This is a genomic window from Paraferrimonas sedimenticola (assembly GCF_002282855.1).
In the GTDB taxonomy this organism is placed as follows: domain Bacteria; phylum Pseudomonadota; class Gammaproteobacteria; order Enterobacterales; family Shewanellaceae; genus Paraferrimonas; species Paraferrimonas sedimenticola.
The window spans coordinates 83,459-97,971 of the sequence record NZ_NRIR01000011.1 but is presented as its reverse complement, the minus strand read 5'-3'; the positions used below and the strand labels follow the sequence as shown (position 1 = coordinate 97,971).

11 protein-coding genes are annotated in these 14,513 nt (G+C 51.1%); 8 read left to right on the top strand and 3 right to left on the bottom strand.

Annotation, left to right across the window (positions count from 1 at the left end; all coding sequences use genetic code 11):
• Positions 1-433 precede the first annotated feature (433 nt).
• The gene (gene ccoG / locus CLC93_RS16420; protein WP_245837183.1) at positions 434-1,858 is read right to left on the bottom strand and encodes a cytochrome c oxidase accessory protein CcoG; all 1,425 of its coding nucleotides are present in this window, start codon (positions 1,856-1,858) and stop codon (positions 434-436) included.
• Positions 1,859-1,947: 89 nt separating this feature from the next.
• Here ccoG and CLC93_RS16415 point away from each other — a divergent pair, with 89 nt between their 5' ends.
• The 7 genes from CLC93_RS16415 to CLC93_RS16385 all read left to right on the top strand — a co-directional run bounded on the left by CLC93_RS16415 (position 1,948) and on the right by CLC93_RS16385 (position 9,228).
• Positions 1,948-2,295, top strand: a complete 348-nt coding sequence (locus tag CLC93_RS16415; protein WP_095507074.1) for a hypothetical protein — start codon at positions 1,948-1,950, stop codon at positions 2,293-2,295.
• Complete coding sequence (locus tag CLC93_RS16410) at positions 2,296-4,047, top strand: ABC transporter transmembrane domain-containing protein (RefSeq protein ID WP_095507073.1); 1,752 nt, start codon at positions 2,296-2,298, stop codon at positions 4,045-4,047.
• Positions 4,048-4,096: 49 nt separating this feature from the next.
• On the top strand, positions 4,097-5,152 hold the full coding sequence (locus CLC93_RS16405; RefSeq protein WP_095507072.1) for a helix-turn-helix domain-containing protein: 1,056 nt from the start codon (positions 4,097-4,099) through the stop codon (positions 5,150-5,152).
• Between the two features lie 179 nt (positions 5,153-5,331).
• Complete coding sequence (locus CLC93_RS16400; protein ID WP_095507071.1) at positions 5,332-5,934, top strand: c-type cytochrome; 603 nt, start codon at positions 5,332-5,334, stop codon at positions 5,932-5,934.
• Between the two features lie 3 nt (positions 5,935-5,937).
• Positions 5,938-7,104: a cytochrome-c peroxidase gene (locus CLC93_RS16395; RefSeq protein ID WP_095507070.1), complete on the top strand. Its 1,167-nt coding sequence runs from the start codon at positions 5,938-5,940 to the stop codon at positions 7,102-7,104.
• Positions 7,101-8,618, top strand: a complete 1,518-nt coding sequence (locus tag CLC93_RS16390) for a parallel beta-helix domain-containing protein (RefSeq protein WP_095507069.1) — start codon at positions 7,101-7,103, stop codon at positions 8,616-8,618. Before CLC93_RS16395 ends, CLC93_RS16390 begins: the two co-directional genes overlap by 4 nt.
• A 91-nt stretch (positions 8,619-8,709) precedes the next feature.
• Complete coding sequence (locus CLC93_RS16385; RefSeq protein ID WP_095507068.1) at positions 8,710-9,228, top strand: prepilin-type N-terminal cleavage/methylation domain-containing protein; 519 nt, start codon at positions 8,710-8,712, stop codon at positions 9,226-9,228.
• A gap of 1 nt (position 9,229) precedes the next feature.
• Here the strand turns inward: CLC93_RS16385 and CLC93_RS16380 are convergent, their stop codons facing one another.
• Positions 9,230-10,228 (bottom strand): LacI family DNA-binding transcriptional regulator, encoded by a 999-nt coding sequence (locus CLC93_RS16380; RefSeq protein WP_095507067.1) that lies wholly within the window; start codon positions 10,226-10,228, stop codon positions 9,230-9,232.
• 181 nt (positions 10,229-10,409) lie between these two features.
• Here CLC93_RS16380 and CLC93_RS16375 point away from each other — a divergent pair, with 181 nt between their 5' ends.
• A complete protein-coding gene (locus tag CLC93_RS16375) occupies positions 10,410-12,968 on the top strand; it encodes a glycoside hydrolase family 3 protein (RefSeq protein WP_211286893.1) in 2,559 nt (852 codons plus the stop codon).
• Positions 12,969-13,025: 57 nt separating this feature from the next.
• Here the strand turns inward: CLC93_RS16375 and CLC93_RS16370 are convergent, their stop codons facing one another.
• On the bottom strand, positions 13,026-14,507 hold the full coding sequence (locus CLC93_RS16370) for a tryptophan halogenase family protein (protein ID WP_095507066.1): 1,482 nt from the start codon (positions 14,505-14,507) through the stop codon (positions 13,026-13,028).
• Positions 14,508-14,513 lie beyond the last annotated feature (6 nt).

Here is a 14,513-nt window from a genome sequence, read left to right as displayed (position 1 = left end):
TAAATATACGTTATGTATTGACATAAGCTATATGTTCACTTCGTTACATTGAGATAAATATCGTTTTGGATACTTACTACAATCAACGGAGTGCCCACACAGATTGCTTGATAAATTGTTAAAGAACATTTGACCGTTTGCTTGGTCAGGGCTGCGTATTCTACGCGTTTCCCCTTGGCCGTCAAGCGCTTTTTGAAAAGTTTTTTCAAACCGCTTTTTGGCCGCTGACTCGGAGGTTCAAAACCCGCTGCAATCACCCTTGTGATGCCGCCTCGCCGTGTCAGTGGATGCGCATTATAGGGAGCTTAGATTTGGGCGCAACCCCTTTTTTAAAGTTTTTAAGCGAACGCTTAAAAAGGCACCGATTCGAGCGATTAACCAACAAAAAGCCCTGCAATCGCAGGGCTTGGCTGGCTTTACCTATTTAAAATCGCTATCCGCGGCTGAAAAAGCGCGACTCGTGGCTGTAATTGATACTAGGGTCGTCCACCAATTCCACCTTAATTTCGATGGAAACGATAGGACGAGACAAATCATAGGGGTCTACCGCAATCGAGATTGGCTGGGTAGCGACTTCGCCCGCCTTGATCAGCAGCTCTTCAGGACCACTCCACTTATAGTCCTCAAGTCCAGTCACGGTTAAGCGGTAGCGATTATCCGCTTCGGTCTTATTGAGGATTTTTAAGGTATAGGTGTTTTCCACCAAACCCTCTGAGGTTTCTCTATATAAGGCATTGCGGTCACGCAACACGTCGAGACGCAGCGGGTCTATGTTAGCCAGGTTGTAGATGAAGCCTAAGATGATCACGCCAAGCACCACGCCATACCCCACCAATTTAGGCCGCATGACTTTTTGCGACTGCCCTTCGAGGTGGTTCTCCGTGGTATAGCTAATTAGTCCTTTGGCATAGCCCATGCGCTCCATGGTGTTGTCACACGCATCGATGCAAGCGCCACAATTAATACATTCGTATTGCAGACCGTTGCGAATATCGATGCCAGTTGGACAAACCTGGACGCACAAGTCGCAATCGATACAGTCGCCTAAGCCCATAGCTTTAGGGTCGGCTTTGCGGCTTCTCGGCCCACGAGTTTCTCCGCGCTTAGCGTCATAGCCAACAATAAAGGTGTTCTTATCAAACATCACCGACTGGAAGCGTGCGTACGGGCACATGTGGGTACACATAATGTCGCGCATCCAACCCGCATTACCATAAGTGGCCAAGGTAAAGAACACGCCCCAAAAGTACACCAGCCCAGTAGCTTGTCCGGTAAAGAAATCACGATACAGCTCTTGGGTCGGAACGAAGTACGAGATAAAGGTGAGGGAAGTTATCAGGGAAATCACACCCCAGGCACTGTGCTTAGCGGTCTTGCGCCACAGTTTATTCCAGGACCAAGGCATCTTATCCAGTTTAATCCGCTTGTTGCGCGAGCCTTCTATCTTTTCCTCAAACCACATAAAGATAAAGGTCCAAACGGTTTGCGGACAGGTATAGCCACACCAAACACGACCTAAATAGGTGGTCACGAAGAACAAGGCAAACGCGGCAATCATAAATAGCGCGGCTAATAAGGTAAGGTCTTGCGGCCAGATGGTCAGCCCGAAGATATGAAACTTTTGCTCAGCGATGTGAAACCACACCGCTTGGCGGTCGCCGTAGGGTATCCAGGGTAATAGCAGAAAAAAGCTTAACGCCACCCACCCCATTTTACGTCGAAGTGTCGTCCAAACGCCTTGAACCGCACGCACATAGATGCGGTTACGTGGATTAAAGCGGTCAGCCTTGTCGGCATTGGGCTGGTGAATCTTGATTCGTTCACCCTTTGCAAAGTCCTTCTGTCGGGATTCGCTCATTACTGCGTGCCTTGGTGCTATCAAACTGTTATACAACTGGGCTAGTATGGTAACAGAAACCCTCTGTAGAGACATAAGGAAAGCAAAGAATGAGAGGCTGGATAATATTGGCCTTGCTGGCAGGTTTGGTTTACTACTTGGATACAGAGCACGACACCTTTGCCGAACCCAAACAACAAATCATCGGCAAGTGGGAATCCTTTAAAGCCAAAGTCGATGAGAAGACCGACATCAAGATCAAAAAGAATACTCAGAGTTTTGCGCTGTCGATTCCCGACTTATCAGACCGCCTGACCAGTGCCGAGTTAAACGAATACAAGATGATCACTCAGTCTAAGCAACGCTTCGACGAGTTTCGTCAACAGGAGTGTAATCGTGCCCGCCACAATGTATTTAGCCGCGAAAACTTGCGTTTTATTTGTGATTTGCCCCTGTAGATGAGCCAAACCCGAAACACAAAGGCAGTACTGAGCTGGATATTTAGCTACCTGTCACCATACCGCGGCAAGGTCATTGGAGCCTGTATCGCTCTGCTTATTGCTTCAGGCACCTGGTTGGCACTTGGGCAAGGCATTCGCATTTTTATCGACAGAGGTTTTGGCAGCGGCGACGCCTCCCAATTAGGCCCTTTAGTTGGGCTGATCATGACCATCGTCTTTGTCGGTTGTATCGCCACCTTCGTGCGCTTTTATTTGATGACCTGGCTGGGCGAGCGAGTCAGTGCAGATATAAGAGTCAGTGTGTTCGACCGTTTACTGCAGCTCAGTCCCGAGTATTTTCAGCAGCAACGCACCGGTGAGATTTTGTCGCGCTTTACCGCCGATGCCACCTTACTGCAAACCGTGGTAGGCATGAGCTTATCCATGACCTTGCGCTCGGCGATAACGGCTATTGGCGGCATTACCATGATGCTGGTAACCAGCCCATCACTTGCAGGCTTAGTACTCATCACAGTGCCTTTGGTGCTGATCCCCATCAGTGTCTTTGGCAAGAAAGTAAAGTCGCTCGCCAAGGCCAGTCAGGACAAAGTTGCGGATCTGGGCGCCTATCTCGACGAAACGCTTCACGAGATACACACGGTACAGTCTTACACTCACGAGTCTATCGACCAGCGCCAATTTGGCGATCACACTCGCGCAGTGATGAAGGCCGCCCAACAGAGAATCTGGTATCGCAGTTTGCTGATCGCGGTGGTAATGCTGTTAAGCCTGGGGGCTATCACGTCAATCACCTGGTACGGTGCGGTGCAAGTATTCGACGGCAGCATCAGCGCCGGTGAGCTCACCGCGTTTATCTTTTACGCCGTGATGGTGGCCAGCGCGGTAGCCACTATAAGTGAAGTACTTGGCGAAGTGCTACGTGCAGCCGGTGCCTCTGAGCGTTTGATGGAATTGCAACAAGCCCACGACGTCATCGCCGACCACGATGGTCAGGAGCAACTCAAGCTAGATGACAGAGCGGACATTCAGCTGGAACAAGTGAGCTTTAGTTACCCAAGTGAGCCCGATAAAGCGGTTATCGATAACTTGAGTCTTACCATACAGCCAGGCGAGCGCGTGGCCTTGGTGGGCCAAAGCGGCGCGGGAAAGAGCACCTTATTCCAGTTGTTGTTGCACTTTTATCTGCCACAACAAGGCCGGGTGCTACTTGGCGGGCAAGACATTAAAACCATGTCCAACGAATCAATTCGGCGTCAATTTGCGATAGTGCCACAAGAGTCGGTGATATTCGCCAATAGCGTATTTGAAAACGTGCGCTACGGACGACCACAGGCTAGCGAAGAAGAAGTCATAGCGGCCTGTGTAGCGGCCAACGCCGATGAGTTTATTCAGGGACTGGGCGAGGGCTATCACACCCAACTTGGCGAGCGCGGCGCGCGTTTGTCTGGTGGTCAGAAGCAGCGCATTGCCATCGCGCGTGCGATTTTAAGCCAACGCCCGTTTTTGCTGCTTGATGAGGCAACCAGTGCTTTAGATGCTCTCAGTGAGCAAAAGGTACAGCAAGCGCTGGAGAATCTAATGCAAGGACGAACCAGTATTATTATTGCCCACCGCTTGGCTACTGTGCGCAACGCCGATCGCATTCTTTATATGGAAGCCGGGCGTATTCAAGCCAGTGGTACTCATGAGCAACTGCTCGAGCAAAGCGACGCTTATCGGCAATTAGCAGAGTTACAGCTGCTGACCTAAGGTACTGAAACCGATACACTAGTTATTAAAACAACAACAATAAATTGAAATGAATAGCACGCTTACCATCGCCGTTAGCTTTTCTCTATCGCAAGTCATCATCACTGCGCTGGTTCTGCTCAAGCCTACGCCTCACGGCACTATGCCCAGAGCCCTGTTTGGTGCTTTGTTACTGGCAGTATCTGGCTATTTGTTGTTTCCACTGGCCGACGACAGCGCGCGAATTTGGCTAGGCCCATTGCAGACCCTGGTTCCCGGATTGTTTTGGCTATTTTGTGCGAGTCTGTTTGACGATCACTTTCGCATCAAACTTTGGCACTTAGCGCTTATCGGCTTAACCGTAGTTTTGCCAATCGCCGGGCATTTATACCCCGCCAAGCAAGACTGGTTGGCGTTAGTGCTGTTTTACCTCGCTCCTCAGCTGCTGGAGTTCGGCTTGATTGCGATGGCGCTGTGGCGGGTGATAAAGCACTGGAAAATCGACCTTATGCAGTCGCGTCGTCGTTTGCGCGCCTGGTTTTGCGGCTTCATTGGCGTGATAATTTTCGGGCTAATTCTGTCTCGCGAAACTTGGCTTACCAGCGACCACTGGCTCAGCCAAGGCCAATACCTGCTAATTGGAGTGGTGCTGCTAATTACCAACGGCTTACTGTTTAATTTGGACTCGGGTCTATTTGGTACACCGGCATCTCCAGTGGCAAACGCACCGAGCCAAGATACCGACTCGCTCAATGAGCCTCAGCAAGAGTCCGGACTTACCCCTGCTTTGATGCAATTGCTTGAACAAGAGCATATCTACCGCGAAATGGGGCTGACCATTGGCACCTTAGCATCTCGACTCGAAGTGCCGGAGTATCGATTGCGCCAACACATTAATCAGGCGATGGGATATAAGAACTTCAACGACTTCCTCAACGGCTTTCGAGTACGAGACGCAGCTGAACAACTGCGTGACCCGAATCGGCTAAAAGTACCTGTGCTGACCATCGCGCACGATACGGGATTTCGTTCATTGAGCTCGTTTAATAAGGCCTTTAAGAGCGCGTTTGAACTAACGCCCACGGCCTATCGTCAAGCCAACATAAAAATGCAAGCCACTGATTAATATATGCATTTCAAAATCCGTCAGCCTCAAATAGTGAAATTCGTCAGTTGAACTTGATCAAAATCACAGTTTTTTCTGACGGATTTCAAAATTGATAAGACAAGCCGCAACCCTCTCTTAACAATAACTCCTAACCCCAAAGCCATTGCTTTGAAAAAAGAACTATTACAGGAGTTGTCATGGGTCGTATTGGTTTGTTGTTAGCACTGTTGTCGAGTACCGCGTTTGCACAAGCGCCTTCGGAATTTGCCACTTGCGTGGCTTGTCACGGCGCGCAAGCTCAAGGCATAGAAGCGATGAACGCTCCGCAACTGGCCGGGCAGAACGCCGACTACCTAGTGCGCCAACTTCAGGGCTTCAAAACCAATACGCGCAATAGTGCCGACGATGCGATTGCGGCCACCATGCAGCCCATGGCGGCCATGTTGACCGAGGCGCAAATGCAAAACCTCGCCAATTACCTGAGCCAGTTGCCACCGCAGCCGACCACCAAGGCTGCCAGTGGCGACGCCAACCGCGGCTACAAGTACTACCAAGGCTCCTGTGGCGCTTGCCACGGTCCCAAGGCCGAGGGCAACCCTATGCTGCACGCACCCAATTTGGCGATCTTAAGCCCTGCCTACTTAACTCGTCAGTACCAGCAATTTGCCGACAAGAAGCGCGGTTTCCACGCCGATGACAAATACGGCCGTCAAATGCAGTTCATGTCGAGTGCGCTGCCCGACGAGCAGACCATTGCCGATGTAGTGGCCTTTATTCAGTCTCAAGGTGTTCAGGAGTAACTTATGCGTTGGATTTGGCTATTTGCGCTGTTGGCCAGCTTTCAATTAAGCGCGCAAGAGTGGCAATTAAGAGACACTTGTCCGCCGAGCTTTCTGCTCACCGAAGACAATCGCTGTGAGCTTAAAACTCTGTATCAGTTTTACACCTCGACCCAAGGCAAAGGCTTGGGAGGAACGCAAACCGAGTTGCCGCCCCATCGCGATGGCTTCACCCCACAGCAAATCGACTTAGGTCGCCATTTGTTTTTCGATCCCTTGCTATCCGGTGATCAGCAGCTGTCCTGTGCCAGCTGCCATTTACCCGAAAAAGGCTTTAGCGACGGCAAAGCTCTGAGCGACGGTGCCAACAATCTGCAAACCACCCGTTCATCTCCCACTCTTTGGAATAGTGCTTTTGTCACTCGATTCTTCTGGGATGCGCGTGCGCAGTCCCTTGAAGAACAGGCTGTCGGCCCACTGTTTGCCGAAAACGAGATGGACAACACCCCTGAGAGACTGCTGGCCTCGCTCAACCAAAACTCGGTGTACAAACAGTGGTTTGCGCAAGCTTTTGGTGAGTCGAATGGCATTACCCTGGATCAAATCGCCAGCGCGTTGACCGCCTTTCAAACCTCGCTGATTTCGCTGAACTCTCGCTACGACCAGTACGTCCACGGCAATCACAACGCCCTTAACGAAAACGAAATTGCTGGCATGAACGTCTATCGCTCATTCGTCGCTCGTTGCAGCGAGTGCCACATGCCACCGCTATTTACCAACAACCAGATTGCAGTGATCGGCACTCCAGAGCCAGAAGGCATGCCACTGGATGTGGGCGCAGAAACCACCTTTAACGCGCCCAAGCTCAAGGGCGGCTTTAAGGTGCCAACCCTGCGCAACATCGCCAAAACAGCGCCGTATATGCACTCGGGTCGCTTTGCCACCCTAAGGGAAGCGGTGGAGTTTTACACCTTGGGACGCGGTCACGCGGTGCCTGAGGGGGTTGAGATGCAGATTCACTGGCACATCTGGGAGCCAAACCTCACTGACGAAGAAATCGATCGCATCGTCGACTTCTTGCACGCGTTAACCGATGAAACTTTTACTCCGGCGGTGCCTGCTGTACTGCCCTCCGGACTGACCCCAATAAATAATCAGCAAACCGCTGCTATAAAAGGAGAAAACCAATGAAGGCAGGAAAACTGGTCGTTGCGGCATTGATTGTCGCAGCATTTGCCGGCGGCCTATATTACGGCAAGGGACAAAGTGCTGCGCCAACCATCACCAGTAGCGACAGTGGCAAGAGCTTCAGTGGCGGTTACGATGCCAGTCAAGACGCTCAAGTGGCATCGAGCTCAAGCGCCGCTGCAAAGCGCACCGTAGAAGGTGTGACCCACGTGGTGGAAGACGGTATGTCCATCATGGAAGCGGTAAAAGCTTCCAACCCAGGTGATACCATTCAAGTCATGCCAGGCACTTATTCTGAAACGGTTTACATCGATAAGGACGACATTCGCCTTATCGGTGTTATCCAAGAAGGTAAGCGCGCGGTAATGGACGGCAAAGGCGAGCTTAACGATGCCATTTTGTATTCGGGTAATAACATAGTGGTGGAGAACTTCCGCATCACTAAGTACAAAGGCAACGCCATCATGGGGCAAGCGGGTAACAACTTTGAGATCCGCAATAACGTAATTGTCGACACCGGTGTTTACGGTATCTTCCCTCAGCTAGGTAAAAACGGTGTAGTTGAGCACAACGTGATTTCAGGTATCGAAGATGCCGCGATTTACGTTGGCATGAGCGACAACATTCACGTTGCCCACAACGATGTGTTTGACAGTGTGGCGGGTATCGAAATCGAAAACAGCCGTCACGCCATTGTTGAGAATAACTATGTTCACAACAACACCGGCGGTATTTTGGCTTTCATTACTCCTGGTCTGCCAATCAAAACCACTTATGACGTGATTATTCGCAATAACTTTATTGTGGGTAACAACCACCACAACTTTGGCGCCCCAGGTTCAACCGTTGCCGGTATCCCGGCAGGTACAGGTATCCTGATCATGGCGGCGGACCAAGTGATTGTTGAAGGTAATATCATCTCCGACAACAAGACCGCCGGCATTCTGATCACCGACCACGCCAATGCGCCAAACACCACCATTGACCCAGAGTCTGAACCTAACCCAGACCAGTTGGCTATTTTGAACAACACCATGCTCAACAACGGCTATGACACCATTGATGAAGTCAAAGCCCTGATGTTGACAGAGTTCAAGAGTGGCAACCCTGATATCGTACGCGTAGGCCCCTCGAGAGATTCGTGCATCATTAATCGTCATCGCTACATCACAGTGGGTGTGGATGACTTTGCCGAGTGTGACTTTAGTAACACTCACTCGGTCACCACTTACTTGCTGGACGAGCCTGTGCCACCTCGTGAGATCCTAGCGGAAGACCGTGGCCAAATCGCTTATCTAGGCGTGTGTGCAGGTTGTCACACCTACACAGGTCGCATGATTGGTCCTCCGGTTCAGATGATCCAAGCCCTGTACATGGACAACCCGCAAGGATTGGCCGAGTACATTGCCAACCCAGTGAAAAAGCGTCCTGACTATCCAGAAATGCCACCGCAAAACTATCTAGACGAAGAGACGCGTCTGGCAGTGGCCAAGTACATGCTTAGCGTAAAACGTTAACTTCAAAAAGGCGCTTCGGCGCCTTTTTTCTTGACCAAACGCATTCCCCCAGTAACATTGGTGTAACCCAATCTGAGGTAGTAGGGAAGCTATGCGCCGCACGACAGGATTTACTCTCATTGAGCTAGTTATCACGCTGATAATTTTGGCAATAATCGCCGTGCTAGCGATTCCAAAGTTCATTAGCTTACGCCACGAAGCCCGTTCTGAGGTGATCAATCAGCTGGCAGTAGCGGCCAAAGCCGCTAACGATCAGGTCTACATGAAATCCAAGCTCGCCAGCTACTCCACTCAGTCGGTCAACAATCGCCCCGACCTTATCGACGTGGATCTCGATGGCGATGGCGTGTTTGAAACTCGGTTGAAGTGTGGCTTCTTAGACAATACGGACGTGGCCGGTCGAATGACCTATTCGGACGAAACCTTGGGGTTTGAATACGAAGGAGTAGATAAAACCTATTTTGGATACCAATCAGGCTCGAGCAGCATTAAAGACAGCCAGTGTTATTTCAAGTATACCCAGTCGTGGGGAACCACCAACCCGAGCAATTGCCACAACGACCAGACCGCAAGCCAGCCAGGCTATGAAGTGGTGACCGACGGTTGTTAGTTTAGCGCGGTTGGACCGAGTCCCTGATGCGTAATTCCGGCTCGAAAACGGTTTGGGTTTCGACTTTGGACTTGTCGTATACGTTAGCAAGCACCCACTTAGCCGCTTGCGCCCCAAACTCTTTAACCGGGTTGACCACTGTGGTCAATTTCGGGTGCATGTAGCGAGCAAATAACGCATCGTCAAACCCCACCACGGACAAGTCTTCCGGTAAGCGCAAGCCACAGTCTCTTGCGGCAGACATAGCACCAGAGGCCATTTGATCGTTGCCACAAACCACAGCGCTGAATGGGCGGCCGGTTTTGTGTAAATACAACATGCCTTCACTGCCACTGGACTCGTGATAATCACCTTCGTAGAACAGACTGGAGTCGAACTCGATCCCAGCTTCTTTTAAAGCGCGACAATGGCCGTCAAAACGAGAACGCGCGTCCACCTTCCACTGAGGACCGGCAATATAGGCGATGTGCTGATGACCAAGGTCAAGCAAGGCCTTGGTGGCCAGATAGCCGCCTTGTTCGTTGTCTAGATTAATACAGCGGTCGGCGATAGAACTTACTTGGCGATTAATCAGCACAATCGGCGTATCGCCTTTTGCCAGCTCGGCTAAATAGTCGTCAGAGACCGCGTCGACATAAAGAATTAGGGCATCGCAGTTGCGAGAAATCAGAAAATCGATGGCGCTTTTTTCTTGCAACTCATCACTGTTGCCTGGGGCGATGATCACATGCTTATTGGCACTGCGGAAGTTAGCTTCGATTTCGCACATCATGGGGCCAAAGAAAGGACCTTCCAATTCGGAAACCACAATACCTATGCTATTAGAGCGATTGGATGCCAAAGATTGCGCGGTCGCATTGGGGCGATAGCCAAGCTCTTGCATGGCTTTTAACACCTTTAAACGCGTGTTTTCGCTGACTTTTGGGTTGTTGTTAACAACTCGAGAAACCGTGGCTAAAGAGACGCCTGCTTTCTTCGAAACTTGGTAAATTGTGGCCATCTAGCATACATCCTGTATCAACTGCAGCGTTACTGTATCAGAAGCTCAATAAATGTCATTGGCTTAACTGCAAAAAGACACAGCGGGATATAAACCTCATACTACCATGAAAGCGCTTACACTCAAGCGGATTAAGTGCTATGGTTTAAACAAAATCAAAACAATAGAGCAACACGGACCTATGAGACCCACGCATTTGTATCGGCCCAAGCTGAAGTACACCAGCTTAATGTTATTAGCGGCCTTAACCAGTGGATGCGGACAAGCCATGAAAGAAACTACCAGCCAACCAACGACTGACAATCAAACGGCGGAGTCGACCCAGATTTGGCCAGTGCTGAATCCAGAAGTAAAAGCCGATCCTCAAGTCGAGCAGAAAGTTAAGGATTTACTCGCCGAGCTAACTCTGGAGCAAAAGATTGCCCAGATGATCCAGCCAGAAATTCGCGACATTACCATTGAAGACATGCGCAAGTATGGCTTTGGCTCTTACCTAAATGGCGGCGGCTCTTTCCCTAATGGCGACAAGCACGCCACAGTGAAGGACTGGGTGGACCTGGCAGAAGCCATGTATCAGGCGTCGGTTGACGACAGTCTAGACGGTACCCGCATTCCTACCATGTGGGGTACGGATGCGGTTCACGGTCATAACAATGTCATTGGCGCGACCTTATTCCCTCACAATATCGGTCTGGGTGCGGCGCACAATCCGGCGCTTATTGAGCAAGTCGCCGGCGCTACCGCTCGTGAAGTGATGGCCACAGGCATCGATTGGGTGTTTGCGCCGACCGTAGCCGTGACTCGTGACGACCGCTGGGGGCGTACCTACGAAGCCTATTCTGAAGACCCTGAGATTCTCGCCAGCTATGCATCAGCGATTGTTCGCGGGCTGCAAGGTACTCCTGGCAAAGACTTCCTCAACGAACAACGCGTGATCAGTACTGTTAAGCACTTTGTCGGTGATGGCGGTACTGAGGGCGGCGACGACCAAGGTAACAACACTGCCAGCGAGCAAGAGTTGTTCGACATTCACGCCCAAGGGTACGTGGGCGGCCTAAACGCCGGCTCGCAATCGGTAATGGCGTCGTTTAACAGCTGGCAAGGCGAAAAAATTCACGGCAGTCACTACATGCTGACCCAAGTGCTAAAAGAGCGCATGGGTTTTGATGGCTTTGTGGTTGGTGACTGGAACGGTCATGGCCAAATCCCTGGATGTACCAACGAAGATTGCCCACAAGCCGCCAACGCCGGTTTGGATATGTACATGGCGCCAACTCCAACTTGGAAGCCGCTGTATTACAACCTGATCGAGCAAGCCAAGTCCGGCGTGATCCCTATGACTCGCATCGACGATGCGGTCACTCGTATTTTGCGAGTCAAAGTGCGCGCAGGCCTATTCGATAAGCCAAGTCCCGCCAACCGTCCATTGTCTGGCGATACCAGTTTAATTGGTGCCAAAGAGCACAGAGACATCGCCCGCGATGCGGTACGTCAGTCGTTAGTGCTGCTTAAAAATAAAAACAACATTCTGCCGCTTAACCCAGGTCAGAAAGTGTTGGTGGCGGGTACGGGTGCCGACAACATAGGTCAGCAGTCCGGTGGTTGGAGTATTACCTGGCAAGGTACCGGTAATGAAAATAGCGACTTCCCTGGCGCTAGCTCAATTTGGGACGGTATCAATGCTGCGGTTACTGCCGCCGGTGGTCAGGCTGAGCTGTCCGTGCAAGGCGAGTTTGAACAGAAACCCGATGTGGCAATTGTTGTCTTTGGCGAGCAACCATACGCCGAAGGTAATGGTGATTTGGACAACCTAGAGTATCAACGCGGCGATAAGTCAGACTTAGCCATGTTGCAGGCACTAAAAGCCAAGGGTATTCCAGTGGTTAGCTTGTTTATCAGTGGTCGCCCTATGTGGGTTAACGCTGAGCTAAACGCCTCTGATGCCTTTGTTGCCGTGTGGTTGCCAGGTACCGAAGGCCAAGGCGTAGCCGACGTGATTCTGACCAAGGCCGACGGTTCAGTTAACTTCGACTTCCATGGCAAACTGTCCTTCTCTTGGCCAGACCGTCCAGATCAAGTGGTTAACCGCGGTGATACCGACGAAACACCGCTACTGCCTTATGGCTTTGGTCTGCGCTACGGTCAAGACAACACCCTTGGCGATGACCTAAACACCGACAGCGGTACCACAGCAACTGTGGCTCAATTGGTGCTGTTTGACCGGGCGGTTAAAGCCCCCTACGAAGTAGAACTTCACTCTGGCGATAGCAAGCAACAGCAATCTGCCAACGTGCAAACCTTCGGCGCGCTGAGTGTCAGCAGCTTTGATTTGAACGTTCAAGAAGACGCCCGCCTAGTGAGCTTTGATGGCAGCGAGAGCGCCAAGATAGCCTTTATCTCGGCCTTCCCCAAAGACCTTCGCGGTTATTGGGAGCAGGGCGCATCACTGATTGTTAACTACCGCCTAGACCAAGCACCAACCGCGCCGGTCTACTTGGGCTTTGGTTGCGATCACGGGGTGGAGTGCCCTGGTCTTATCGACATCAGCGAACAGTTGAACCAAGCCAGCATCGGCGAGTGGCAGACCCTTAGCGTAAGCCTGAGTTGCATTGGCAAAGCCGGTTCAAACTTGGGACAGGTGTTTAGCCCGTTCACACTCAAGACCGATGGCAAGCTGACCTTAGCATTTAGCCACATTGAGCTTGGTGTTGACGCTCAAGCTAACACTTGCGACCAGTAAGAGTTATCCATTAGAAAAGGCAGCCTAATGGCTGCCTTTTTTGTTTCTAATTGGCGCTTACTCGCTCACTGCCACCATCTTGTTGATGTAGTCTTGGTGACCGGGTAGCTGAGCCACTACCTTGTCCACATTGGACTTAACGTGGGCTAAGAAATTAGTAATTTCCGCTTCGCTCATGGTGTCCACCAGCGGATGATAACTGTTCGGTATCAATCCTTGTCCTATCATCACTTGCTGCCAAGAATCATCGAACAATTCGTTGCCTTCGCGGAACACACGCCCAGTATCTTTAAACAACTGAATTCTATGCGCCAACGAAGCAGGCACCTCCATGCCCGAGCAGTAACGCCAAAAATCGGAGTCGCGGCGATTGGTCACCTTGTAGTGCAAAATAATGAAGTCGCGTATGGTCTCCATATCAAACGCCGCTTGCTTGTTAAATTCGTTGATGTCGGTTTGAGAAACGCCCTGGGCCGGAAACATCCGTAAAAAGCGCACAATATTTTGCTGAATCAGATGGATACTGGTGGATTCCAGTGGCTCCAAGAAACCCGAAGCCAAGCCCACCGCTAAGCAGTTTTTGTTCCACTGCTTGCGACGTCGACCGGTGCGGAATTTGATCTGTCTCGGCTCGGTTAAGGTCTCGCCTTCAATATTGTCGAGTAACTGAGCTTTGGCCTGCTCATCGCTCATGTACTTAGAACAGTAAACCAAGCCATTACCAACGCGATGTTGCAGCGGAATTCGCCACTGCCAGCCCGACTCGCGAGCAATAGACCGCGTGTAAGGCAAAGGCTCGCTGACGGATTTGGTTTGAACCGCCAGCGCACTATCGCAAGGGAGCCAATGGGACCAGTCTTCGTAGCCGGTATGTAAGGTTTGTTCGATCAACAGGCCTCTAAAACCGGTACAGTCGATAAAGAAATCGCCATCGAGTACCTCACCGGATTGCAAGGTTAGGCTGGTGATATTGCCGTCTTCTGGGCGGGTTTGTACCGATTCAATTTTGCCCTCAACTCGAGTAATGCCGTGCTTTTCGGCGAACTGACGCAGGAATTTGGCGTACAAGCTGGCGTCAATATGAAACGCGTAGTTCAGGCCATTGTCGGGCAGGTGAGCGAACTTGTTGGCCTCAGCCACTTTGCGCTCGAGACAGTAATCACCAAAGTCGCCAGCAATGCCCATTTTGCGCCCACGCATCCAAAAGTGCTGAAAGCCGCAAGCCCAACAGTCCTTACCGGTAACCCCAAAGGCGTGCAGATAGTCCTCGCCCACATCGCGCCAGTTTTCAAACTTAATGCCCAGCTTGTAGGTGCCCTGACAGGCTTTGACAAACTCGTGTTCTTTAATACCCAACAAATTGTGGAAGAACACCATGGTCGGAATGGTGGCTTCGCCCACGCCGACAATGCCAATTTCGTCAGACTCGACCAAGGTGATGTCTACGACCTTGCCCAAATGCTTGGCAATCGCCGCAGCGGCCATCCAACCCGCGGTACCACCACCGGCGATGACCAATTTTTTAATCCCTTGTTGCATGTCTAC

What these genes read in the sequence shown, in the direction of transcription:
- CLC93_RS16400 (WP_095507071.1), top strand. Translation starts at nt 5,332, where the DNA reads ATGGGTCGTATTGGTTTGTTGTTAGCACTGTTGTCGAGTACCGCGTTT.
- CLC93_RS16410 (WP_095507073.1), top strand. Translation starts at nt 2,296, where the DNA reads ATGAGCCAAACCCGAAACACAAAGGCAGTACTGAGCTGGATATTTAGC.
- CLC93_RS16405 (WP_095507072.1), top strand. Translation starts at nt 4,097, where the DNA reads ATGAATAGCACGCTTACCATCGCCGTTAGCTTTTCTCTATCGCAAGTC.
- CLC93_RS16385 (WP_095507068.1), top strand. Translation starts at nt 8,710, where the DNA reads ATGCGCCGCACGACAGGATTTACTCTCATTGAGCTAGTTATCACGCTG.
- CLC93_RS16380 (WP_095507067.1), bottom strand. Translation starts at nt 10,228, where the DNA reads ATGGCCACAATTTACCAAGTTTCGAAGAAAGCAGGCGTCTCTTTAGCC.
- ccoG (WP_245837183.1), bottom strand. Translation starts at nt 1,858, where the DNA reads ATGAGCGAATCCCGACAGAAGGACTTTGCAAAGGGTGAACGAATCAAG.
- CLC93_RS16395 (WP_095507070.1), top strand. Translation starts at nt 5,938, where the DNA reads ATGCGTTGGATTTGGCTATTTGCGCTGTTGGCCAGCTTTCAATTAAGC.
- CLC93_RS16375 (WP_211286893.1), top strand. Translation starts at nt 10,410, where the DNA reads ATGAGACCCACGCATTTGTATCGGCCCAAGCTGAAGTACACCAGCTTA.
- CLC93_RS16390 (WP_095507069.1), top strand. Translation starts at nt 7,101, where the DNA reads ATGAAGGCAGGAAAACTGGTCGTTGCGGCATTGATTGTCGCAGCATTT.
- CLC93_RS16415 (WP_095507074.1), top strand. Translation starts at nt 1,948, where the DNA reads ATGAGAGGCTGGATAATATTGGCCTTGCTGGCAGGTTTGGTTTACTAC.
- CLC93_RS16370 (WP_095507066.1), bottom strand. Translation starts at nt 14,507, where the DNA reads ATGCAACAAGGGATTAAAAAATTGGTCATCGCCGGTGGTGGTACCGCG.